18 protein-coding genes are annotated in these 23027 nt (G+C 44.9%); 9 read left to right on the top strand and 9 right to left on the bottom strand.

Translation table 11 applies throughout. The annotated features are described in order from the left end of the window. Positions 1 to 73: 73 nt before the first annotated feature. The 4 genes from LQZ07_RS06405 to LQZ07_RS06390 all read right to left on the bottom strand — a co-directional run bounded on the left by LQZ07_RS06405 (position 74) and on the right by LQZ07_RS06390 (position 5942). A complete protein-coding gene (locus LQZ07_RS06405; protein ID WP_152780201.1) occupies positions 74 to 1123 on the bottom strand; it encodes a 3-oxoacyl-ACP synthase III family protein in 1050 nt (349 codons plus the stop codon). Beyond that, the gene (locus tag LQZ07_RS06400; RefSeq protein WP_152780203.1) at positions 1114 to 1824 is read right to left on the bottom strand and encodes a hypothetical protein; all 711 of its coding nucleotides are present in this window, start codon (positions 1822 to 1824) and stop codon (positions 1114 to 1116) included. Before LQZ07_RS06400 ends, LQZ07_RS06405 begins: the two co-directional genes overlap by 10 nt. After that, positions 1821 to 3926: an RND family transporter gene (locus LQZ07_RS06395; RefSeq protein ID WP_152780205.1), complete on the bottom strand. Its 2106-nt coding sequence runs from the start codon at positions 3924 to 3926 to the stop codon at positions 1821 to 1823. The genes LQZ07_RS06400 and LQZ07_RS06395 overlap by 4 nt, the downstream gene beginning before the upstream one ends. Positions 3927 to 4022: 96 nt before the next feature. Beyond that, complete coding sequence (locus tag LQZ07_RS06390) at positions 4023 to 5942, bottom strand: alkaline phosphatase D family protein (protein ID WP_152780207.1); 1920 nt, start codon at positions 5940 to 5942, stop codon at positions 4023 to 4025. Positions 5943 to 6066: 124 nt separating this feature from the next. On the opposite strand from LQZ07_RS06390, the gene LQZ07_RS06385 reads away from it, so the two are divergent. Beyond that, positions 6067 to 6351: a DUF1330 domain-containing protein gene (locus tag LQZ07_RS06385; protein WP_152780209.1), complete on the top strand. Its 285-nt coding sequence runs from the start codon at positions 6067 to 6069 to the stop codon at positions 6349 to 6351. Positions 6352 to 6354: 3 nt separating this feature from the next. On the opposite strand, the gene LQZ07_RS06380 is transcribed toward LQZ07_RS06385, so the two are convergent. After that, positions 6355 to 7887 carry a PAS domain-containing methyl-accepting chemotaxis protein gene (locus LQZ07_RS06380; protein WP_152780211.1) on the bottom strand — a complete coding sequence of 511 codons (1533 nt, stop codon included), beginning with the start codon at positions 7885 to 7887 and terminating at the stop codon, positions 6355 to 6357. Positions 7888 to 8412: 525 nt separating this feature from the next. Here LQZ07_RS06380 and LQZ07_RS06375 point away from each other — a divergent pair. The 3 genes from LQZ07_RS06375 to LQZ07_RS06365 all read left to right on the top strand — a co-directional run bounded on the left by LQZ07_RS06375 (position 8413) and on the right by LQZ07_RS06365 (position 13382). Next, positions 8413 to 11736: an alpha-amylase family glycosyl hydrolase gene (locus LQZ07_RS06375; RefSeq protein ID WP_152780213.1), complete on the top strand. Its 3324-nt coding sequence runs from the start codon at positions 8413 to 8415 to the stop codon at positions 11734 to 11736. Positions 11737 to 11996: 260 nt separating this feature from the next. Next, positions 11997 to 12656, top strand: a complete 660-nt coding sequence (locus LQZ07_RS06370; protein WP_152780215.1) for an NAD(P)H-dependent oxidoreductase — start codon at positions 11997 to 11999, stop codon at positions 12654 to 12656. 447 nt (positions 12657 to 13103) lie between these two features. Beyond that, complete coding sequence (locus LQZ07_RS06365) at positions 13104 to 13382, top strand: peptidylprolyl isomerase (RefSeq protein WP_016400450.1); 279 nt, start codon at positions 13104 to 13106, stop codon at positions 13380 to 13382. Between the two features lie 40 nt (positions 13383 to 13422). On the opposite strand, the gene LQZ07_RS06360 is transcribed toward LQZ07_RS06365, so the two are convergent. Further along, positions 13423 to 13641 (bottom strand): TIGR02450 family Trp-rich protein, encoded by a 219-nt coding sequence (locus LQZ07_RS06360; protein WP_152780217.1) that lies wholly within the window; start codon positions 13639 to 13641, stop codon positions 13423 to 13425. 169 nt (positions 13642 to 13810) lie between these two features. Here LQZ07_RS06360 and LQZ07_RS06355 point away from each other — a divergent pair, with 169 nt between their 5' ends. Beyond that, positions 13811 to 13984, top strand: a complete 174-nt coding sequence (locus tag LQZ07_RS06355; protein ID WP_152780219.1) for an ATPase — start codon at positions 13811 to 13813, stop codon at positions 13982 to 13984. A gap of 42 nt (positions 13985 to 14026) precedes the next feature. On the opposite strand, the gene LQZ07_RS06350 is transcribed toward LQZ07_RS06355, so the two are convergent. From LQZ07_RS06350 to LQZ07_RS06340, 3 genes are all read right to left on the bottom strand, one after another. Then, entirely contained in the window at positions 14027 to 14563 is a 537-nt protein-coding gene (locus LQZ07_RS06350) for a hypothetical protein (RefSeq protein WP_152780221.1), read from the bottom strand. Positions 14564 to 14814: 251 nt separating this feature from the next. Next, on the bottom strand, positions 14815 to 15867 hold the full coding sequence (locus LQZ07_RS06345) for a ParB/Srx family N-terminal domain-containing protein (protein ID WP_152780222.1): 1053 nt from the start codon (positions 15865 to 15867) through the stop codon (positions 14815 to 14817). A gap of 68 nt (positions 15868 to 15935) precedes the next feature. Beyond that, positions 15936 to 17939, bottom strand: coding sequence for a metallophosphoesterase (locus LQZ07_RS06340; RefSeq protein WP_152780224.1), 2004 nt, complete (start codon positions 17937 to 17939; stop codon positions 15936 to 15938). 196 nt (positions 17940 to 18135) lie between these two features. Between LQZ07_RS06340 and LQZ07_RS06335 the strand changes: the two genes are divergently transcribed. The 4 genes from LQZ07_RS06335 (at position 18136) to LQZ07_RS06320 (ending at position 23001) form a co-directional block, all read left to right on the top strand. Then, positions 18136 to 18543: a hypothetical protein gene (locus LQZ07_RS06335; protein WP_016400456.1), complete on the top strand. Its 408-nt coding sequence runs from the start codon at positions 18136 to 18138 to the stop codon at positions 18541 to 18543. Positions 18544 to 18770: 227 nt separating this feature from the next. Beyond that, positions 18771 to 19430 carry a hypothetical protein gene (locus tag LQZ07_RS06330; RefSeq protein ID WP_152780226.1) on the top strand — a complete coding sequence of 220 codons (660 nt, stop codon included), beginning with the start codon at positions 18771 to 18773 and terminating at the stop codon, positions 19428 to 19430. 15 nt (positions 19431 to 19445) lie between these two features. Continuing rightward, positions 19446 to 21764 (top strand): bifunctional diguanylate cyclase/phosphodiesterase, encoded by a 2319-nt coding sequence (locus LQZ07_RS06325; RefSeq protein WP_152780228.1) that lies wholly within the window; start codon positions 19446 to 19448, stop codon positions 21762 to 21764. 25 nt (positions 21765 to 21789) lie between these two features. Then, positions 21790 to 23001: an outer membrane beta-barrel protein gene (locus LQZ07_RS06320; protein ID WP_152780230.1), complete on the top strand. Its 1212-nt coding sequence runs from the start codon at positions 21790 to 21792 to the stop codon at positions 22999 to 23001. Positions 23002 to 23027 lie beyond the last annotated feature (26 nt).

Below are 23027 nucleotides of genomic sequence, written 5' to 3'. Positions count from 1 at the left end.
GTGAGATAGTTACTCGCAAAATAAACCAACAAGTACCGCGTTAACTCACAGAAAAAATCAGCCAAATAAAACTCTAATGCTGATAAACAAAACCACCATAAAGGTATTTTGTCGCTTCAGCGCCTAACACCAACACTTGGTCTCCAGTCTCTAAGGGGCAATTCTCAAGTAAGCGAGCAAAGCTTAACCAAATAGCCGCCGAACCAAGATTACCGAATAGTTTTGCATCATTAATGATTTGTTCTTTTGGGTAGTTTAGTGCTTTGCTCAGTAGTTTATCGATATGGCCATTAGCTTGATGCGGCAAAATGTACCTAAAGTCACTGAGTTGATAACCCCGCGACAGCACTGCTTCCAAGCCTAATTCAAATAACTGTGAGCCAGTTTCCTTCACCTGAGTAATATTATGATGAAAACGCGCCATATTGCCCTCACCAACAGTATTAGCCCCTGCATCTAAGTAAAAGCCAGGGGCTTTGTTATGCCCAATTTGCCCCAGGTAAATATCTTTGATTAATCGCTCTGGCTGGTTCGCAGGGCCAACAATAACTCCACCACAACCGTCACCCATTTGCACAAAATTCACTAACTGTTGCTGATCGACAAATTGCTTATCTAAATCGAAATACACCGAGCCCGTTTCACTGCCCACAATAGCCACTGGCGCTTGGTCTGCGGCACATAACGCGCTAGCTAGCTGCAAACCATTGGCAAAACCGGTACAAGCTTGGCGAAGTTCGGCATAAGCGCCGTGGTACGCCAACTCATCGGCCAACCATGCTGCATTGGGCGGAATTTGGGTGTGCGGCGTACAGGTATGACTTAACAAATACCCTAGTTGCTCAACCTGTAAATCCGACTGCTGCAAACACTGTTGTAGCACCTGCTTTGCCATATCCACGCCAGTTGGCGAAGCTTGACTGCGTGGCTGGGCAAAACTGCGGCTTAAAAAGCGCCGCTCCACCCCTAAACGTCTGGCAATAATTTTGGCTTTACGTGCCATGCGCCAACCACATTGCTCCGCCATGTAGCCTAACAACTGTTCATTAGCGACTGGCTGATGTGGCACAAACCAGTTAGCAGCCAATAAGTTTAATGAATGGCTTGCAAATTTTACTGCCATTTTAGCTCCAATCTTTTTTCTAGCTTATCCAAATCAACGCCTATAATTTCAAACTGATCGGCTTGCTGTTTGAGCAGCTGCATTAATGCACCAAGCACCCACAAACGCTCTTCTGCCATGTCACTCACACTTGCCCCAAGATGCTGAGCAAAGTGCTTGCTAACATACACATGCTTTGCTTCGTCTTTTTTAATTAAGCCGCATAGCAGAGAAAAAGGATGACGACTGCCAATACTGCCGCGCTCAATCAACTGCATGAGCTGGGTTACACAGGCATCTAAACTGGCAATTCGCACAAACTGCTGCTGTAAGCTTAAACTGCGGCCTAAGCCAGCATAAAATCGCTGCGCAGTACGGCGAACCTTATGCTGTTCTGCAAGCTCTGGCAGTTGAGAAAATACCGTTTGTAGCGCTTCGTCATGCCACGCTTCATCGGCTTCTACTTCATTTAAGGCTAATACTGAATCGGCACATTGTTGCTGGCTAAATTGCAATGCTTGCTGCTGAAACACCAACTGGGCTGATTGTTCGCCGCACAATAATAGCGGCATAAGTATCGCGAGCGCCTCGGTGTGTGCTGAAGAAAACTCTAATGGTGAGCCTGCATATTGCTTGCTCCAACTGGCAATAGGGTGCTGCAAGTTTAAGCTCGGTGTCGCTAGCTTGGCGGCAAAACAATTGCCCATAGCATGTCGTTTCATGGCTGCCCCCCTAACTCTGCTGACAAGCGGCTTTTAGCATGAGGTAAACACAAAGGCAGTATCAATAAGTCCACCATTAAGGCTAGTAACAGGGTAAGCGCTGAGAGCAAACCCATTTGCTGAATAGGCAAAAAATCAGATAGATAAGCTAAGGCAAAACCAACTGTTAGCGCCCCAGAAGTGAGCAATAAAGCGGGAGTAATGCTAGCCATACCTTGCTGCAGTTGGGCACCACCACGAACCGGATCAACCTTAAGCAATATGTGCAAACTATCATCTACAATTATGCCGAGCATCATGCCCATTACCACCGCACTGCCTAAGCTTAAGTGTTGGCCAAATAGTTGCCATAGAGCAAATACCCATAATAGCGGAATGGCGTTAGCCAGCAGTGCTAGCACCATTAGATATCCACTGCGTTTTAACACTAGCACCACCAAGGCCACTAACAAGAAAGCCAGGCTAAAAGACAGCAACATCGCTTGGCCATTAGCTTGGTTAAACTTAGCAAAAATGAGGTTGCTGCTATAAGCCGGTGATAATTGGATTTGCTCAGCCGCCGCCCACTGTGCGACACCTTGCTCAAACTCAATAAGCTGGCGATTGCTTAAAGGCTGTAACCATACCGTGATTAACTCTGCCTGTTTAGCTAAATCAAGTCCACTTTGCTGCACTGTAGACATACTCATAATTGCTGTAGGGTCATGCGCAAACCAATCTAACCAATCATGTTTGCTGTTTACTTGGCGAACTTCAGCTTGCTGATTTAAGTAGCCTAGCAATCGGCTTAATGGCTCTGAGCGAGCCAAGGGGTCATCGCTTTGTTCGCTGAGCTGATAACGCACACTATGTAAACCTAAAAACTGTTGCTGCAGTTTATCCCTGCTCAAAGAGAAAGCATTATCGGCTTTAAAGTAGTTCAAGGGATCATCGTCAAAGCGCAGCTGACTTACCGCCCACCCCGCCACTAAGCTCACAACAAGTGCGATCAGAAAAATAACGCGTCGATACTTAAGCAAAAGAGAAAAGTTAACTAATTTAGCGGGTTGTTGTGTGTTTATATTTTTTGAACATGTAATGCCTTTTAGCCACCAAGGCAGCAGGGAGCAACAGGCTAAGCCATTAACTAACACTGAAAATGCCACCATTAAGCCAAAATCAGCAATCGGTGGTGAAGGACTTAGATTCAATAATAAGAAACCTGCAGCGGTGGTTAACGCACCCCAAAGCAAAGGTGAGAACTTGTGCTCCAAAGCGCCCAATATAGCCTGATAGCTATCATTGCTCACTACTAACTGTTCTCGCCATGCAAAATATAAATGGCTGCAATAGGCCATAATTAGACTAATTATCACCAAAGGAATAAAAGCACTAATCGCCGCCAGTTTTAAACCTAACCACCCACTTAACCCCAAAGTAAGTAGCAAGCTAAATAGGGCGCAGCTGGCCATGGCAGCTAACCACCGCAGATTGCGAATAACCAAAGTAAATAGCAATGCAAAACTGATGATCAGCGCAGGAGCAAACCAGCTCAAATCATGCTTCAATACCTTAAGATATTGTTGACTTAGCGCTAGCTCTCCAGCGTATTGATAAGAAACTCCTTCAGCTGCAAACTCTTGCAGCACACTATCAAGCTGCGAGAAAAACTCTGGTACAAGCTTCGCCTGTTCAGCAATATTTGGCGCTACATTTAGGCTAAGCAATACACTTAAGCCATCTTCGCTAACTAGCTGTTTTGCTAGTGCGGGAGGCAAGGCCGATTGCAAGGCTAAATCGGTAGTTGGGCTAACAGTTTCGACTCCCTTAAGCAGCAATAACTGCTGACTAATACTCTGGAGCAAAGCGAGTTGATGTGGGCTGGTCCAGCTTTGAGAGCCGATGAGCAAAACCTGAAGATTAGCAACAGCACCAAACTGCTGCTCAAATTTACTTAAAGCAATAAGCTCTGGATCATTCTTAGAGAAATAGGCTTGAATACTGGGCTGCAAGTTGAGTTTGGGCAAGCCCAACAAGGCAACAATTAGCAGCAACAGCCAGCCAAATTTTACCCAAGCGTGTTGCATGCCTAGGATAAACATTGTGGCCTTGGTTTGTTGCATAGTCCGCCTTTTATTAACTAAAAAATACTGCCTTTTTAACTAGACCAAGCAACACGCAATTTATTTTCAATAAAAATGAATCAGTTACAAAAAAATCTATTCCCAACGGGCGTCTTGCTCGGACATTTCAAACGCTATCGCCTCTCCTTTGGCCGTTAATTGCAGCACCGCCTTGGGAGAGCCATCGCTATTGAGTTCAAGCAAACCAATGCCGGAGGCATTAAGTAAGCGCTCACCACGTGCAGCATTTTCTGGTCGATGAGGCACAATCCGCATTCGTCTGCGACGAGTAAACCAGTTAAGTGGTGAGCGAGGTGAATATAGCCAGCGATTGATCCGATCGAGGGTATTAAGCAAGCCTTCGGGAAATTGGTTTTTTATGCCGCTGCTAGTAATTTGCCAAATATCGGGCCCACCTTCTCTGCCACGCAGTTGAATTTGATAAGCAAAAGAGTAATGCACATCACCAGACAAAATCACAAAGTGCTGTGGCGTTTTCGGGTGACGAAATAAATTTAATAACGCGTTTGCCGAACCAGGATGCGCCATCCAGTTTTCTGCATCTACCAGCAGTGGTTTTCCTGCCAAGGTAAATAGGCGCTGAATCACTTCAATAAGCTTTACCCCAAACATCGGTGCAGGGGAAACTAATATAACGGCATCTAGCCCAATCAATTGCTGCTGTAAATCGGTAAGCGCTTCCCAATCCATTAAACCCGAGGGTGAATTAAGGTTACGCTCCGAGCGCCAGCGGTGAGTTCTAGTATCCAACACCAGTAACCTAGGTTCGGTATCCCAATGGTAATGCCACTGAGGGTAGCTAAGTAGCGTATCGATCAGCGCTATGTGTTGCTGACCACCAGGAGCCAGCAAGCTCGCTTGTAGTTCGCCCATCAACTTCGCTGAAAAGTTGTCTGGTGCATTGCCCCAGCCTTGGCACAGAAAGTAGGCCACTAAAGCGTTGCCAATAATACGTTTAGAAAACGGATGACCGTAGGCACTTTGCTCCCAAGCTGCGGTTAAATTCCAATCGTCGGTGACATCATGGTCATCAAACATCATTGCGCAAGGCAAATGCGCCAATAAGCGCTGCACTTTAGCTAAACCTGCAACAAAGCCATCAAGGGTTTCGCGCTGCTTAACAAACTCGTCCAGTTGATCCAAACTTAATGAGTCTGGCGGGCTCATATCCAGTTTCGGCCAAGCGCTGGGTGACCACACTAACAAGTACATGGCGAGCATTTCGGCCAAAGAAATCAAATGATTGTTAGCATGATCAGAGGTGAAAATAGGTTTCTTTACCGCACTAAATAAAGCTTTATTAGCTGCCAGCTCTACTCCCTCTTTAGGCAATAACTCTTGGCGAGACAAGTAATGCCCTTGAGCATGAAGCTGTTCACTAGCGGCTAGTTTACTGTCTTGAAAAGGCTCATTCGCCAAACCTAAACGGGCAATTAACTGGTGAATAGCAACTAGCATAGGAGTAGCAACGTCGTCGGCGTACACTTGATCGCCACTTAGCATTAGCAAACTTGGCCAGTTATCTAACTCTTGTTCGGCTAACCAAGCATCTGCTCTTACCAAACCATCGCCACTAGCAAAGTGCGGTTTACGGCATGAGCCATGCAGCATTTGCTTTACTTTATTAGGTACCACAAAGCCTGGTAAATTGTGCGGTGGATACACCAATTCGGGTGCCCAATCTCGCCATGTTAAAGGCTCCGATTCACCAGCTTTAATAAGACCTAAATCGTAGCTAACCCAAGTATCGACAGGCAAAGCCGATTTAAGTTCTAGATCAATTAAGTAGTAATAAAGACGCTCACCAGCACAAATGCATTGGCTAGTTTGCATGATTTGCTGATGATCAAACAACTGTGGCGGCTTGCCCTTTGCTTGCAAGCTAAGTTGTAGCTCTAAGGCCTGCGAGGTGGCAATCCACATGCTCAGCTTAGTAGTGCTGATTTGTCTTAAGATTGGACCGGCTAATACCAGTGCTAAATTTTCTTCACTCATATCAAAAGTATACAAGCGCTTAGAGAAAAGACCATTACGCTTTATTTAGATATTTTATTGGTTTCCAAGTGAGCATATTAAGGCTAGCTTTAAAAGCAATAAGGAAAACAAGTTTTGAGGCATTATGGCAGCGTATTTGTTGGGACAAGTTAACATTAAAGATCCGACCCTTTGGCAACAATATGTTAAGGCTGTGGGAGAGTCGTTAACTCCTTATAAAGCCAAGGTATTGCTACGCGGTAAATGGCATAAGCAACTGGCGGGCTCTAGTCAATTTGAGCAAAGCGTAGTGATCGAATTTGCCAGTATTGAACAACTAGAGAGTTGGTACCATTCGCCTACTTATCGATCGCTTGTACCTCTGCGCGATAAGGCCGCAGAGGTAAATATTAGTAGTTACAGTAACTAAGGTTTAGGCAAACATATCCGACAGTGAAGCTATGTCATTAGACTTTTTAGCCAGCTCGCTACTACTGGTTTTAAGTTCACTCGCATGATGTTTGGTTTCTTGACTGAGTTGGCTGATTTTAGCCACATTTTCCGAAATATTGGCACTCACCACAGACTGTTGCTCGGCAGCCACAGATATGGTGGTAGAAACGTCATGCACCTCATTCATCATGTTAGAAATGTCAGCCACCAATTCTGAGCTACGACATGCGGTTAGTAAGCACTGCTCAGCTTGGCCACTACTATGCGTCATTCTGTCTTCCCAAGATGCTAAGCTATTTTGCATTTTATCCACCGACTGCTCGATTAAACTTGTGGCTTGATGGGTGCGATTAGAGAGCGCCCTTACCTCATCGGCAACCACCGAAAAACCTCTGCCCTTCTCCCCCGCTCGTGCCGCTTCAATGGCTGCATTTAAAGCTAGAAGGTTAGTTTGATAAGCAATGCCTTGGATTTCTTCCATCACCTTAGCAATACCATCAGCATCATCGGTTAGCTCTTTGGCTAAGTTTGCCGCTTGTTTTACATCCTCAGACAAGGTTTCTACCTGCTGACGGGTTTCACTCATATTGATCTGGGTTTGCTCACAGTGTTTTTGAGTTTCACCCACTTTATCGGTAGCGGTTACCGTGGAGTTACTGATCTCTGACGCGGTCATCGACATTTGATGAATGGCCGCAGATAACTGCTCTAATTCTACAGTTTCAATATCGACAGCTTTACTGGTGGTGATAGAAATGGTGGCGAGTTCTTTGGAAAGGATCTGTAAGCGCTTGGTTGAATCTGCTGTGCGACCAAGTATGGTTTTAATTCTCGCTTCCAATAAACCAATATGGAAACGAGCCACATCAAACAGTTCGGTGCCTTCATAGATATAACGGCTAGGGCTATCAAACGACTGCTTAAGCTTATTGAGTTTCCATGGCGTTGTTACTAACTCATTAAAATTAAGAAAAAATAAACTGGCCACAAACAGCAATTCTAGCAAAGCATAACGACTGTCTATATTCATCGACACCCAAAGTAAGCCCATCAGCAAAATAATGGCAGACGCCCATACCCTTGCTACCCTGCCACTCCATAGTGGTTCAATATGTTTACCATTATTTAGCTTATGGTAAATCATCTCTGCTCGCTGTTTGTGTTCTGATTTTGGCGACACTCTCACCGATTGGTAACCAATATGCTGGCCTTCCTCATAGAGCGGCGTAACGTAAGCATCTACCCAATAATAGCGACCGTCTTTGCAGCGGTTCTTTACCATGCCTCGCCACGCTTCACCCGCTTTAAGCTTCTTCCATAAATCGGCAAAAGCGGCCTTGGGCATATCTGGGTGGCGAACAATATTGTGGTGTTGCCCCAACAACTCTTCATATGAGTAACCGGCCACCTCACAAAAGGCCTCGTTTGCATAAGTGATATCACCTTGAAGGTCAGTTGTTGAGACCAGTTGCAGCGATTTATCAAAAGTAACTTCTTGATTAAGTGTTGCCATAGCACTATTACCAAAATTAACTATAGATAATATAAATAATAGCCGTATTGCTAGATGCTAGTGCTAAAAAGCCAGCATTAACTCACCTTTAAGTAACATATAAATCAATTAGACATTTGCATTCAATAACTTAAAAACCACAAAAATCTTTAGAAAAATTGCCGAACAAGCCGCTAAAGCCAAACAAGACTGCTGTCTTCGAGTAAAGTGGCCAATAATCAAACAAAGTTAAAAAATATTGTATAACTACCACTTTATGGTCGCTTATCTGGTTTAAGTAAAAACTCTGATTAATCAGCGGAATATAAGCGATCGATTGAAGAAACAACCAAAATGAAATCCTTTTCAATCACAAAACCAAGATATTTACTTGATGAACACCTCAATTTGTTCACTTTAAAGACTATTTTTTATTCGAGCGGCGTTATGGTCGCGCAACAAATGACCAATAAGAGTCATTTAACATTGGCTAACAGCTTGATATGCCTACGGCTATCACAATATAAACTCGAATAAGGAAATGACATGAACAAGGTAGTACTCCTTGGTTTGTTAACGGCCTCCCTTTCTGCTCAAGCAGAATGGGAGTTCCGTGGCACGCCAAATGGCTGGCAAACCACCGCCATGGATCAGGTATCTAGTACAGAATTTCAAACCTGCCAAACCTTTGGCAATAACGACCCACGTTTTAAAATTGACCGTTGGGGCAATTGGCAAGAAGCCTACCCTAATCAAGACTACCGCGTATCGGCCGGTAGCCACCAGATTACTTTTTACAGCGACAGCAAAAATATCGACGTAGTATCGGTAGCAAACTGTGATAGTAACCAAGCGCCAACTGCTGTTATCTCACCAGCCAATGCGCAAACTGTAGATGCTGGCACTAGCATCACCTTCTCGGCTAGTGGCTCTAGCGACAGCGATGGAAGCATTGCTAGCTACTTGTGGAGCACTGGTGAAACCACTGAAACGATTAGTGTTACATTTACTCAAAGCGACACCGTTACCTTACAAGTAACCGACAACCAAGGTGCAGTGAGCAATACCGCCAGTGTAGACATTACCGTTGCGGGCGAAGAGCCGCCGGTATGGTGTTTCCGCGGCACACCAAATGGTTGGGGCCAAACAGCAACGGTACGCGATGCGGCCAGCGGCTTATACACACTGACTCAAGCCTTTGCTGGAGAAGAAAGCCCAGCACGCTTTAAAGTTGCCGCTTGTTCAGATAACGGTAGCTGGGGTGAGAACTACCCTAACCAAGATTTCCAAGTAGACGACAATACTAACTACAACATCAGTTTTGATGCTTCAAGCAAAGCCATTACCGCTGACGTAGTGATTATTGAAACTAAGCCTGAGTTAACGGTAAGCCCTAACAGCAGCGATTTTAGCACCGACACACTAGCGGTAACCTTAAGCTACAAAGGTGAAAACGTTACTGATAGCACCTATCAACTAAGCACTACTGGTGGTACCCAAGGTGTAAGCTTTAACAATGGCGACATCATCAATATTGGTGGCGAGCTGGCTGTAGGTGAATCCCTTGAGTTACAAGTATTTGTAGCCAATGCTCAAGGTTCGGTTAGTCAAACTTATACCTACAATAAAATTGCAGCGCCTGAAACTGGCTTTACTGTTTATCTAAACGCGCCAGCAGAATGGACGCCGTCAATTCACCACTGGGATGCACTTCCAGCTGGTTCTGAGCCCGATACTGCGTGGCCTGGTGATGCCATGGTGAAACGCGGTGATATCTGGCATGAGTTTAAGTTTGAGAACAGCGATTCAAGCAAACTAATCTTTAGTAATCAAGGCAATAGCCAAACGGAAGATCTATTCCGCGATAAAGATGGCTGTTACACCATTGAAACTCAGAGTTGGACAGATACTTGTGATGTAAATGATGATGCTAATGTGAGCATAGATCCTGCAGTAAGCACTTTCTGGACTAACGAAGTAAGCATTACCTTAGGTGCTACTGGTGATGATGTTACCGGTGGTTTATATACTACCGACGGTAGCGATCCGGTAAACGGTATTGCGTATAGTGATGGCGAAACCATTTCGGTTGGCAGCAACTTAGCCATTGGTGAGTCTCTACAACTTTGTTTATATGCAGAGAACGCTAACAGCAACGCTAACAAATGTTTCACCATTACCAAAGTTGAGCAGCCTACAGCATCTGATTTCACATGGGACAACGCCAACGTTTACTTCGTTATTACCGACCGTTTTAACGATGGTAACTCAAGCAATAACAACTCTTATGGTCGCCCAAGTGTTGATGCCACAGGCAAAAACATTGGTACTTTCCATGGTGGTGATATTGCCGGCTTAACCGCTAAATTGGATGAAGGCTACTTCACCGATCTTGGTATTAACGCCATTTGGTTAACTGCACCTTACGAACAAGCTCATGGCTTTGTAGGCGGCGGCAGCGACGGTGACTTTGCTCACTACGCTTACCACGGTTACTACGTGCAAGATTACACCAACCTTGATGCCAACATGGGCACACCTGCAGAGTTTAAAGCCTTTGTAGATAAAGCACATAGCCAAGGCATTCGTGTTGTTATGGATGTGGTAATGAACCACGCAGGTTACAACACCCTAAAAGACATGGATGAGTTTAACTACGGCTCTGATACTGCTGGTCCAAATTGGACACCAAGCAATGGTCAAAACTGGTTCGGCTACCATGATTTCATCAACTACGATGGCGATGAGAACCTATGGTTGAACTGGTGGGGTAAAGATTGGATACGTGTAGGTTTACCTGGCTACGACGGTTGTGGCGGTGACGACTTAACTAAGTGTTTAGCCTTCTTGCCAGACTTTAAAACCGAGTCAACTCAGCAAGTGGGTATTCCTCCGTTCTTAGCCAACAAATCTACCTTTGGCCAAGGCTACCTAAGTAACTACCAAGCCCAAGGTACTAAGCGTGTTCGCGATTGGATCACCGAGTGGTTAGTGCAATATGTACGTGACTACGGTATTGATGGTTTCCGTGTAGATACCGCTAAACACGTAACTAACGACCACTGGGCTTACTTAATCAGCGAGTCAAAAGCTGCATTAAGCGAGTGGCGTGCTAACAACCCTGATGCACCGGGTGCAGATTGGAACGATGAGTTTTGGGCAACTGCCGAAGTATTTGGCCATGGCTTTAACCAGTCTAACTACCATACCGATGGTGGCTTTGATTCTGTGATTAACTTTAGTTTCAAAAACACAGTTAATGGCATGATTTCTAGCACCGACACCATGCTTAACGAGTTTGCAAACTACGCTAGTCAAGTTAACAGCTCTAGCGATTGGAACTCACTAAGCTACATCTCTAGCCACGATACTGGCGCGGTGTTCTACAACGGTGACGACAATCGTCAAAAACGTGCGGGTACCGCCTTGTTGCTATTACCAGGTGGTGTGCAAGTGTTCTACGGTGATGAACTTGGCCGAGTAAATGGCGATGGCGGTTCAGATGCCGACCAAGGCAGCCGTTCAAGCATTGACTGGAGCAAAGCGGGTAACAGCGTTCACCAACACTGGCAAAAAGTGGGTCAATTCCGTCGTGACAACCCAGCAGTAGGCGCCGGCCAACACATTGCTGTTAGCCAGTCTAACGGCAAAGCTTTTGCACGTACTTGGACGAACCCAGTATCGGGTGAAAGCAACAATGTTGTTGTAGTGGTAGATGGCTCAGGCACAGTATCTGTGAATGTTGCTGGCTACTTCGACAACGGAAGCAGCGTGCGCAACGCTTATACAGGCTCTATTGCCACCGTAAGCAATGGCACTGTTAGCTTTGATGCGGGCAGCGAAGGGCTGCTCTTAATCGAAGCAATGTAATCCAATAGCCTTTTATATCCTTTGCCGCTCAAGCAATTGAGCGGCCTTTTTGTTTCTGCGGCTGGGTATACTATGCTCATCAATCAAAGCTAGCCTCTTAAAAGCACTCAATACGTTTCCATAAAAAATTAACTGCTTTACCAAATCAACATCATTATGGACAAAAATGACCATAATAATTGGAGAGTTCGCCACTGTTTCTTCAAATCAGATCCTCGTAAGATGCGCCTATCTAAACAAGCTTAGCGAGGACTAACCCCATGTCTCACCCAATTATTAACGATCTAAATAGCCGCTACACCGCTAAAAAATATGATGCATCAAAGCGTATTTCAGCCGAAGACATGACGGTGATAAAAGAAGCTATTCGTTTATCGGCGTCTTCAATTAACTCTCAGCCTTGGAAGTTTATTGTTATAGAAAGCGACGCTGCTAAGCAGCGCTTCCACGATAGTTTTGCCAACATGCATCAGTTTAATCAACCACATGCAAAAGAAGCGTCTCATATCATTTTATTTGCTCACAATCCCAACTTCACCAAAGATGATTACCGTAAAGTTGTAGACGTAGAAGTAAGCTCTGGTCACTTACCCGCCGACATGTACGACGCCATGCTTAATGGAGGATTCAGCTTTGCCGAAGCCAATACTGACGAAACCGGCTTTAACGGCAACTGGACCAAGGCGCAAACATACATTGCATTAGGCAACACCTTGCACGTATTGGCGCGTTTAAGCATAGCCTCTACCCCAATGGAAGGTGTGGACTCGGCGCTAATTGGCGAGATATTCGAGCAAGAGCTTGATGGTCATGTTTGCCACTTTGCCTTAGCGCTGGGCTACCACCTCGACGGCGAAGACTACAACTACGGCTTACCAAAGGCACGCCTGCCGGAACAAGATGTAATTGCAGTGCTTTAAAACCATGACTAGGGTCTGTTGATCTTTGGTGTTGAAATGTTGTTCGAGATAAGCGGGCTTTAATCGCGGCGAGCACTTAGAAGCCTAGTGGGCTAAGCAAGAAGTGCTTAGCAAAGAGTAAAGTTCGCTTATCCGAACCCTTTGGGCAGCATTTCTTAGCCATTTATTCAGCGTTAGCGAGAGATTATTAAGCCCACTTAACTGCACACTCACTGCCTTGCCTAAATGGCTAATAAATTACTGCAAAAATCATCAGCAAAGATCAACAGCCCCTAATAAATGCCGAGTGGCTAACTCGCTACTTATTAGCTGTAACACCAACTCTTTTATCGATTCCCAAATTTGACAGCCACCGAGTATTAGCACTACATTTGCTCTCTCAAGCTAAACAGTATTTATAGTAAATGCTGCTTAGCCATCAACAGCGACACATTTAGAGGACATCTCATGCCAAGAGCAAGCGCACGCCACATTCTGGTAGATACCGAGCAACAATGTTTAGATCTAAAAGCACAAATTGAAGGCGGAGCCGCGTTTACCGATATCGCCAAGCAGCATTCTAACTGCCCATCTGGCGCAAATGGCGGCGAGTTAGGTGAATTTAATAAAGGCGATATGGTGCCAGAGTTTGATACAGTGGTATTTAATGAAGCGCTAAATACTGTGCATGGCCCTGTGAAAACTCAGTTTGGTTATCACTTGCTAGAGGTCACTAGCCGTAGCTAATGCATGTTAGTTAGGCGCTGTAAGTTAGTGCCTAACTTTATTACTTCCAACCTTGCTGCCAATGGCTGCGATCTTTTAACTCTCGCCAATCAATCTCGAAATCTTGCTGGTTGTAAACCGCTTGAATCACGCAGCGCTGCACCGTTTGTAAGTCATCAAACTCTAGCTCTGTCACAATAAAGTGTTTTTGCTTGTTCACTACCGTTTGTTTAGTCCATTTACTATTCAGTAAGCGTTTCGGATTTATTTGATTTTTCATACTCAGGCCTACCGTTCCTTTCATCTCCGGCGCTAATCCAATATTAATGATTACTAGGCGGGTGATGATTTAGATCATCAAGCAGCAACTTTTCAATATTCAAGCACTGCAACTAAAAGCCCATTTGCTGATATACTTAGTCCAACTAAGTTTTATCGTGAGAGCCACCATGTTAGATAATTTAAGCATTCCAGAAGGCATCGAAAAAGAGCCTGAGCTTCCAGTACCATCAATGGAAGAGCAAAAGAAGATTGTAGCGGAGCTAAAGCGCCTAGAAGAAGCCGGTGAATTGACTCCAGAAATTCTAGAAGAATTTATGACAGGTAAGCGCAAGCCTGAATAAAACACATCTAAGGTAGAGCATTGCTCTACCTTTTTTGTTTACTTACCAATGGCGTAATTTACCAAGCGGGACTCTAAAACCCAAAGATGCTATCCAATCATCCGGTGTTACCACAGCCTCAGCGGTGAGCGCGAATCCGATATATCTGCCGTTAAAGTATTTAGAAACTCGAATAGGAATACCATAGCTATCACTTGTTAAGGTTTTCCAATTTTCACCGTCGTAATGATCGGTAGACACAGAGAGTTTAGCGATTCCCGTTTCAGCTAAAAACTCATACTTACCAGAATAAAAATACTTACCAACCATCATCCTAGTAGAGCTATAATTGTCTTTTCCTTCCTCATACTCACAAAATAATTGACACCCATCATCATTACCGCCCAACACTCCTAAAGAAATAGTGTAATTAGAATAGCTATAGTAAAAATCTGCGGCCAAACTAGTGCCTGGCCGGCCGAATGAAAAACCGGGCTCTAACCAAAGGTAATGCTGTTGCTCTACTGCGCTTTGTTCTTCTGCTTGTAGAGGATTTATTGCTGCGCAAAACAATAAAGCCAATAAACTTACTTTTTTCATCTCTTCCCTTAGCTGTACAACTAATCCTTTATTGGATTTTTAATAGCAAACTTGCAGGCGCATTAAATCATATAAAAAACATATATATACAAAATAATATTGAGTTTGTGAACCAACTATTGATAAATCAAACCATATGATAAAACTAAAAATCCAGCAACATGGGCGTTGCTGGATTTTTGTTAATAGCATTAATTATGCCTTTGCTTGGACCTATGAGGAACTAAGGACTTAGCTCACCTTGTTAAAGCTTAATTACATTCCAAGCTTATACCCGGTTGCTTATAACTTAAGGCAAAACCTAACTTACCTAAGCGGCCTTTTTTCGAGCCGCAAACCAGCTGCTGTAGAGTTTTATCACTGTTATTGTCCCAGGCCGCCTTTTGCCCTAGCTGCTTAGCGCTTCTGCCGCTGCTGGCAATAGCTTGCTCGGGAGCATACGCTAGCATTTGCTTAGCAACTTCTTCTATTTTGCTTAAATAGTAAGCCTGCTCAACTAAGCGCTGTTCATCTACAGAGATGCTTTTAGCCAACTCATAACCCCAATGAAACTCTAAAAAGTTAATCGCTTCGGCCTGCTTTTTCACCCAGCTAATATCACGCGCGAAATAAACTAAGGCTCTAAAAGCTTGGTTGGCTAAAGAATCCTGCCCGAGTGTAGTCGGCATGTTTAAATAAGAAATGGCTTCGCCACTAGCAGTAAATTGCCAGCTATTGTTAGTTTGTGCCAAGCGCTGCCAAAACAGCGACATAGCTTGCTCGATGGAATCACTCTCGCTCGCTGACCAATTATCTTGAATTTTAATCAGCACCGGCATTTTCGCCCCACCATTCTCCATATCGATAAAAGTCGAGAAGGTATGGTGGCCATCGGTTAAATATAAGTGACCATCAGGCCCTACAATGGCGGTTTTCATCTCTGCAGCTTCGCTACCAATTGCCAAGGGGCAGTTAAAGCTTCCCGGCTTTAATGGAGAAGACTGCTCGCTCCACTTAACCTTTTTTTCACCAGCACCGTAGGACTCACAAATTTCTTCATACATCTTTTTGGGCTCGGCTTGGTAGCGGCCAAGTTTATAATTTACTTGGTCATAACCAATCAAAGCTTGGGTTGGGCGTAAATCTCCAACCTTTGCCCAACGAAGCTCACCTTTAGCAAAGGTTAAAGGGCTAGCATTAAGGTCACTGTTTATTGCACTTAAGTAATCAATGTTTTCTGCTTGGGCAGTAAACCCTATTAGGCCAGCGGAAATACACAGCGCCAGAGCCGAGGTTTTGACCGTTTTTAAAGCTTTAAAAATCACTACACTTCCTCATTAAAACTGTTGAGTTAAGCCACGGGGCCACGCCATTGGTGCCCCGTGGCTAATGCTTATTTATTGATTAAGGCTAGCTCTACATCTTGCTGCGCTATCATCCACCAGCGTCCACCATATTGGCTGTCGTAGCCAACTAGGGGTTGGTCACTACAGCTGGTAATACGTGCCGGTGGGTTAGTTAAGTAGTCTTCATCCCATGGCAAATCGAGCACACACTCAGATGCCGCTACCGCTTGCCATTCACCGTCGGCTTTCCAAGCAAGGTTTAAGTTCTCTGCCTGTGCCAAGTTCTCGGTGGTGAACTCAATACCATATGGATCGGCAATGATCTGTTCTACATCCCAAGCTTGAGTTGCATAACTTGGTAAATCGACCACCGGTTGCTTGGCCGTTCCATCGGGTTGCGAGCCAGGCTGGCCAGCTATGGTGCGAATATCAACTTCACCGCCGTAAGCATTTTGATAAACCCCACCATGCACTTGGGTACCACTCACTAGCAACACGTCAGAAACCGTAGCAGACTCTTTAGGCATCCAACTCAAGGTGAGGTGCTTTTTCATGTCGATGGTGGTGGCAGGTAGCACTACATGGCCAGTTTCTGCGCCAGACTCATCAGGTTGAATTGAATCGTAATTAGGCACTACTCGGTTATTACCATTTAAATTTACATCCCAAGAAGAATGCTTGGTAAATAAGAACTGGTAGCTTAAACGCATCATGTCGTTCATGGTTTCGGCGCGGTTAAAGCCTGCCGTATACCCCATGGTTCGTTCGGTGGTATCTACCCGATTAAAGGTATTGTTTGTGCCGCCTAACAGCTTGGCCGTACTTTGGTCATCAGCCACACACGATGCGGTTTTGTATTCAACAATATGGTTAAGAATTGGGCGTTGATCATCGGGTATCGAGTTTGGATAGATCAATGATTCACAACGGTTAGAGCTGCGGCTAAAGCTGTCCATTAAGGTCCAATTAGGCTCAAGCAATTCTTTAGGGCCATCACTGTTGGCCTTAATGGTATGAGGCGCCGAGTAAGCGCGGTAATCTACTCTTGAACCGTCAAAATGTAACATTGCGGCGTTGGCATCGTAATGCTCCGAGCCATTGCTCATGCTATCCATTTTGTGTTGAATCACATCTTGAATCAGCTCGCGTTCGCCATAACGGTATTCATAACCCTTGTAAGAAGCATTGCCACTAACAATTTGGGTATAAGATGGCATACGGTAATTACCACCACTAGGGGTAGATGCCAACGGTTCGGCATTGCGCCCACCTGGATCATTAGAACCTAATACCCGTGCATGCACTTGCGAGCGCTGATACATGTGCTCGTGTCCTTGCACCCAAATTACATCTTTTTCGGCAAATAACTCTCGGATCTCTTTGTGAATATCAAACAGGCGATTGTCATCTTTAGTGCCCTGTACAATTTGCTCACGGGTTTGCCCATACTTAGCGCCAATCAAACCATCGTGGCTGGCAATTACCACATGTTCAAACTTACCTTCATGTTCTGCAACTACATCTTTGATCCAACCAAAGGCAATCGGTAGGTTGTAATAAGCAAGGCCAATCACCAATACATTTTCGCGAATAATGTAGTAGTTAAGCCACTCGGCACTAGGCATGTGAACTGCGTCTTCAGGAATGTAGTGACGCATGTTTTCAATCCATTCTACTGTGTAAGCCCAGCTGGTTTCGTGATTGCCCATTACTGGCAAAAACTCCATGCCAGCTTCACGGTACTTCTCAGCAACCTCCCGCCACTCTGCCCATTCTTTGGTTGAACCGTGATTGGTTAAATCACCTACCGGAATAACCAAATCAACGCCATGTGCTTGGTGCTTAGCCAACACTGCTTCCATGGGGTGTTGCGCTACTTCCCAACCATTCCCTTGGGTATCAGGTAACAGACCAATAGACAGCGGTGCCGGTACAATTGGGCTTGAAGTATCTTGGTCATTATTACTATCACTGTTACAAGCACTAAGTAGTGCGCTCACTGCCGCAGCGCACAAAGTAGCGCGAAACACTGATTTAGCTGAATTTGGCATTAGATAATGTCTCAATATCGCCAGTTATCTAGTTGATTTGGCGGAGGATACTGAATTCAAAATATGACATTAAGATTTCATTTTTATTAATTAAAGCAATTGCTAAAATTAAATGCTAGCCGTAATATTTATTTAATAATTGACCTCTATAACGCTGCCTTATTCTTATTAAAACCTCTTGTTAAAGGCTAATTACATGACCTTTCGCCAATTACTTTTAGTCGCATTTAGCGCGGGCCTAGCACTTACCGTCCAAGCCAAAGAGCTACCACCTCAAGCAGCAGAAATGATGTTTGAACTTAACGAAGCGGCAGCATGCATGGCAGCCGCAAAACACTTAAAAAACCATGCGCGGGTAGCGGTACACCAACAAGATTACCAAGCACTCATCGCTGAATATCAGGTACCTAGTGAGCTAGCCAACTCTGTAAGGCAGTTAAACCATCGTCAATACTTAAACTTTAGTGAGCGTTACGACCAACGTTATCCAGACCTAGATAAGCATAAAGCCCTAACCTCTGCTTATACCCACCGCTGCTACTTTATGAATGAACATGAAACTCGCCGGGCCGCAGCCTTACATGCATTAAGCAACAACGATTAAGCTAACAACCTGCCTAAGGTACTCATTTGCTTTAGGCTTTTTCTAGCTATGCCGCATTTAACGCAATTTCTGCTCCTCAATTAACTGCCAAGTGCTTACACTTAAATAACTCAGTTATGCCCAAGCCAAATAGGCTGTAATATTTGACTAAGTGCTAAGGTCTAAATACTAGAACCAAACCACCAACAGATTTCATCAGCCACCAGTAGTGTGGCGAAAGGATGCCGATGAGAAACATAGTCACTAGCCTAACTCTAATAATTCTCAGCTTTTCGAGCCTTGCCAATTCAAGTTTTAGCTATCAGCTAAGTCTCAGCCAGCCCGATGGCAGCCCCGCTGCCAATGTGGTGGTTTATCTCGAGCCACAAGGCCATCAACTCAAGCAGATAAACCAGCAAACAGTGGTTATTGGCCAACGAGATAAAGCCTTTGTTCCCTATATCAGCGTTGCGCAACGTGGCAGCCAAGTCGATTTTAATAATGACGACAACATTACTCATCACATCTATTCGGCTGCCGGTGATAATAAGTTTTCATTTCAAATCAAGTCGGGAGAGAGCCACAGCAAACATGACTTCGACCACAGCGGCGTGGTACCCATGGGCTGTAATATTCATGATTGGATGGGCGCATATTTGTTATTGGTTGATACCCCTTTGTTTAACAAAACCGATGCCCAAGGAATGGTTAAATTTACTGATGTTCCAGCGGGAGACTACCAACTGGTGGTGTGGCATCCAGAGCTTAAAACAGCTAACCAGCAACTTAGCCAAAAGCTAAACGTTAATAACGATGGTAAATTAGCACTTAGCTTGCCCAACGCTTTAGAAGATGAAGAACTAGAACAGCAAAATCCGGATGATTTTGATTTTCTCTCAGAGTACTAATTGGCAGGAGCGCCGATGAAAAGCATAAAGACCAAAATACTACTGCTGATAGTATCGCTATTGTTACTGCTTCAAGCGATCTCATTTTGGTCTACCTACGACTCCTTAAGGCTAAAAGAAAAATTAGCCATCGACTCGCAGCTAAGCAAAGCTAACGCTCTATTTCAAAGTGAGTTTAATCGCCGAGGTTTTTACCTAAGCAGCTTTGCCGAAACCGTCACCAACGATTACGGATTAAAAAGTGTATTTGGTGAAGACAAACGCAGTGTTGCGATTGCTCTGCACAATCATGGCAAGCGAATAAATGCCGACCTCTCCATGGTAGTTACGCCTTCAGGCATGATTGAACTGCAATTGGTAAATAGCCAACAAGGAAATCAAAAACCCAAAGTAGTAAGAGGTGAACAACAAGGCCAAACTTTTGCCTTTATGCCGGCCTTACAACAAAACCAACTGCCTCCCTACTACGCTATAGGCAGCCAACTTTACCAACTACACCTTTCAGCGATAAAAAGTGGCCCAGCGATTATTGGTTGGGTCGGTTTTGGTTACGAAATTGGCAAGCCCTTGGCAGAAAGCTTTTTAAGCCAAACCGGCTTGCAAACCGACTTTATCCTAAAGCAACAGCAAACATGGTCTTTATTGGGCTCAAGTAATCCCGATGCCAATGTTGCTAGCGCTAAAGCCTTACTAAGCCAAAGCAACAGTGATGTGATTGCTCTGCACCAACAATTTAGCGTAGCGGGTGAAGGCGCTTTTTATATAGTGCTGCATAGCTCTAGAGACAACCTAGTGGCAGTGATACAGCAAAGTTGGGTGCAAATTTTACTGCTCACGGCACTCACACTGTTCTGTTCGATGATAGCGGCTTACCTGATTGCTGATGACATTACCCGGCCAATTAAGCTGCTGGTAAAACAAGCTAAGCGGCTAGCCGCTGGTGATTATCAAACCCCGGTATCGATTAACGACAGAACCGAGCTTGGCCAACTAGCCAGCGAATTTAATAACATGCAAGAACAGGTGCTCAGTCGTGAACAGGCCATTAACCACCGCCTAAACCACGATCCTCTTACCGAGTTACCCAATCGCAACTGGCTGGCGAATAAACTGACTCAACTTACAGCAGACAGCAAACAGCCCTTTGCGATGTTCCACTTAAACATTTGTCGCCTAAAACAAGTGAACGATACCTTAGGCCACCAAGCTGGCGATCAGCTAATTAAAGAAGCGGGCAAACGCCTAAGCGCACTAAAAAGTGAACACTACCTGTGCCACATTGGTGCCGACGAATTTATTGTATTACTGCCAAATGTAACCCGAGACAACGTACAACAACATTTGCAGCTTATTAGTATGCAAATGCACGAAGGCTGTAATTTTCAAGATATGCATCTACAGCTGCAAACGCATGTGGGTGTAGCCTTATTTCCAGAGCATGGCCAAAACCCGCAGGAGTTACTACAAAAAGCAGATGCGGCCTTAAATCACTGTCGAGAAGCGCGCAGCCATTGTTACATCTACGACCCAAGTGCCGATACCAATACCGTTGAACGCTTAAGCCTAATTAACGATCTTAAAAAGGCCATTCAAAATAACCAGCTCACGCTGCACTACCAGCCAAAGTTTAGCTTTGCCGCGAACAGAATCACCCATGTAGAAGCTTTAGTACGTTGGCAACACCCAGAGTTAGGGATGGTTCCACCCGATGCATTTATCGAAATTGCCGAACATACGGGGCAAATTAACCCGCTCACTCGCTGGGTATTTTTAGAAGCCTTGTCACAAAGCCTGGCTTGGAAAGTTAAAGGCATCGACATCAACATCGCGATCAATATCTCTGGCGAAAACTTAAAAGACGATAACTTCTATAGCTTCATTTGCCAGAATATCGAAAACAAACAACTAGCAGCAGAATCCTTCACCTTAGAAGTCACAGAAAGCGCGTTAGTTGACGACCCAGAAACAGCGATAGCCTTGCTGGCTCGCTTTAAAAAGCGTGGCTTTAAATTGTCTATTGATGACTACGGCACCGGTTACTCGTCCCTTGCTCAGTTAAAACGCCTACCGGTGCATGAGCTCAAAATTGATAAATCTTTTGTACAAAAGCTCGCCATTGATGCCGACGATGCCATTATTGTGAAGTCGACCATTGAGCTAGCGCACAACATGGGCTTAAGTGTAGTAGCAGAGGGTATTGAAGATATAGAGAGCTTGCGTTGGTTGGAAAAAGCCAAGTGCAATTTAGCTCAAGGATACTTTATTAGTCGCCCAAAACCCGCTAAAGAATTGTATGAATTACTCGCTCAGGAGAGCATCGAGTTTGCCGAATAAGGGAATTATTTTCAGCATCTGTTTGATGCTAACAACTACGCTAAACACCACCAAGGCTGCGGAATATAGCGCCAGAGGGATCCTCGATTTACGCGCTAGCCATGTAGATAGCAGTGACAGCTATATAAAAGGTGGCTACGGCAAATTTGGGTACTCTGATGGAAGCCAACTTTCAGTTGCTCAAGCAGGCTTAGATTTAAGCGCTCACTGGGATAACGGCTTCTCTGGCAAACTGGTTTTAAATGGCTGGCTTGATCAAGAAGATAGCGCGCTAGGTTTTACTGAGGCTTTTTTTAGTTATAAAGGTCTCCCCTCAGAAAGTGGCCTTCGCTGGTCGGGCCGAGCGGGCATTATGTATCCGAGTATTTCCTTAGAAAACACCGCCACCGCCTGGGCCACGCCTTACACTTTAAACGCCTCCACTCTTAATACTTGGGTTGGAGAAGAAATTCGCACCACCGGCATCGAGGCCAAACTAGAGCGCTTAGGTAAATTCTCTAACTCCCAACACAACTTGTCACTAAGCGGCATGCTGTTTGTGGCCAACGACCCAGCTGGGGCCTTATTAGCTTGGCACGGCTGGACCAGTAGCTCGAGACAAACTTTATGGGGGGAAACTCGCCCTTTCCCCGAGCCATTGCAACCCGCATTAACCGATCAAACCCGCCGTTCAAACCCCTTTAAAGAAATAGATCATCGCCCCGGCTTTCATACTAACTTGGACTGGAGCATAAGACGCCATGCCCTGTTTAGAGTGGGATACTACGATAACCTGGCTAAACCTTACTTAATTGATGGTGGCGACTATGCGTGGCGAACCCGCTTTGCTCACTTAGGTGGAAAATGGCGAATTAACAAGCAATGGCAACTATTGTGGCAATACATGAACGGCTCAACTTTGATGCAATCTCCCGATCGCCAAGATGCTGTAAAGATGGACTTTGCCAATGGTTTTAACATGCTCACCCACAGCTTTAAAAAGAAGCACCGAGTGAGCCTGCGAGCAGAAGCCTTTGAAAACATCGACCGCGACAACACCCCATTGGATGACAATAACGAGCGCGGTAAAGGCCTTACCTTCGCCTACCAATATAGGTTAAACAAAAACTGGTTTATAGGTGGCGAATACCAATGGCTAAACAGCCAACGGCCACAGCGCGCCTTGCACGGGCTAGAAGCAGACACCAACGAACAACTGTTCCAGTTAGCTGCCCGTTATTTCTTTAGCGCTATTTAGTCAGAGCAACTACGCACTTCTCACTG

The sequence above is a fragment of the Agarivorans sp. B2Z047 genome (assembly GCF_023373605.1).
GTDB classification, from domain to species: domain Bacteria; phylum Pseudomonadota; class Gammaproteobacteria; order Enterobacterales; family Celerinatantimonadaceae; genus Agarivorans; species Agarivorans albus.
The sequence above is the reverse complement of the archived record's forward strand: the minus strand, read 5'-3'. Positions and strand labels throughout refer to the sequence as shown.

Coding starts and splice junctions, on each gene's coding strand:
- LQZ07_RS06335 (WP_016400456.1), top strand. CDS start 18,136: ATGACCTTTCGCCAATTACTTTTAGTCGCATTTAGCGCGGGCCTAGCA.
- LQZ07_RS06390 (WP_152780207.1), bottom strand. CDS start 5,942: ATGAGTGAAGAAAATTTAGCACTGGTATTAGCCGGTCCAATCTTAAGA.
- LQZ07_RS06400 (WP_152780203.1), bottom strand. CDS start 1,824: ATGAAACGACATGCTATGGGCAATTGTTTTGCCGCCAAGCTAGCGACA.
- LQZ07_RS06370 (WP_152780215.1), top strand. CDS start 11,997: ATGTCTCACCCAATTATTAACGATCTAAATAGCCGCTACACCGCTAAA.
- LQZ07_RS06330 (WP_152780226.1), top strand. CDS start 18,771: ATGAGAAACATAGTCACTAGCCTAACTCTAATAATTCTCAGCTTTTCG.
- LQZ07_RS06380 (WP_152780211.1), bottom strand. CDS start 7,887: ATGGCAACACTTAATCAAGAAGTTACTTTTGATAAATCGCTGCAACTG.
- LQZ07_RS06395 (WP_152780205.1), bottom strand. CDS start 3,926: ATGCAACAAACCAAGGCCACAATGTTTATCCTAGGCATGCAACACGCT.
- LQZ07_RS06325 (WP_152780228.1), top strand. CDS start 19,446: ATGAAAAGCATAAAGACCAAAATACTACTGCTGATAGTATCGCTATTG.
- LQZ07_RS06360 (WP_152780217.1), bottom strand. CDS start 13,641: ATGAAAAATCAAATAAATCCGAAACGCTTACTGAATAGTAAATGGACT.
- LQZ07_RS06350 (WP_152780221.1), bottom strand. CDS start 14,563: ATGAAAAAAGTAAGTTTATTGGCTTTATTGTTTTGCGCAGCAATAAAT.
- LQZ07_RS06375 (WP_152780213.1), top strand. CDS start 8,413: ATGAACAAGGTAGTACTCCTTGGTTTGTTAACGGCCTCCCTTTCTGCT.
- LQZ07_RS06355 (WP_152780219.1), top strand. CDS start 13,811: ATGTTAGATAATTTAAGCATTCCAGAAGGCATCGAAAAAGAGCCTGAG.
- LQZ07_RS06405 (WP_152780201.1), bottom strand. CDS start 1,123: ATGGCAGTAAAATTTGCAAGCCATTCATTAAACTTATTGGCTGCTAAC.
- LQZ07_RS06365 (WP_016400450.1), top strand. CDS start 13,104: ATGCCAAGAGCAAGCGCACGCCACATTCTGGTAGATACCGAGCAACAA.
- LQZ07_RS06340 (WP_152780224.1), bottom strand. CDS start 17,939: ATGCCAAATTCAGCTAAATCAGTGTTTCGCGCTACTTTGTGCGCTGCG.
- LQZ07_RS06320 (WP_152780230.1), top strand. CDS start 21,790: ATGCTAACAACTACGCTAAACACCACCAAGGCTGCGGAATATAGCGCC.
- LQZ07_RS06385 (WP_152780209.1), top strand. CDS start 6,067: ATGGCAGCGTATTTGTTGGGACAAGTTAACATTAAAGATCCGACCCTT.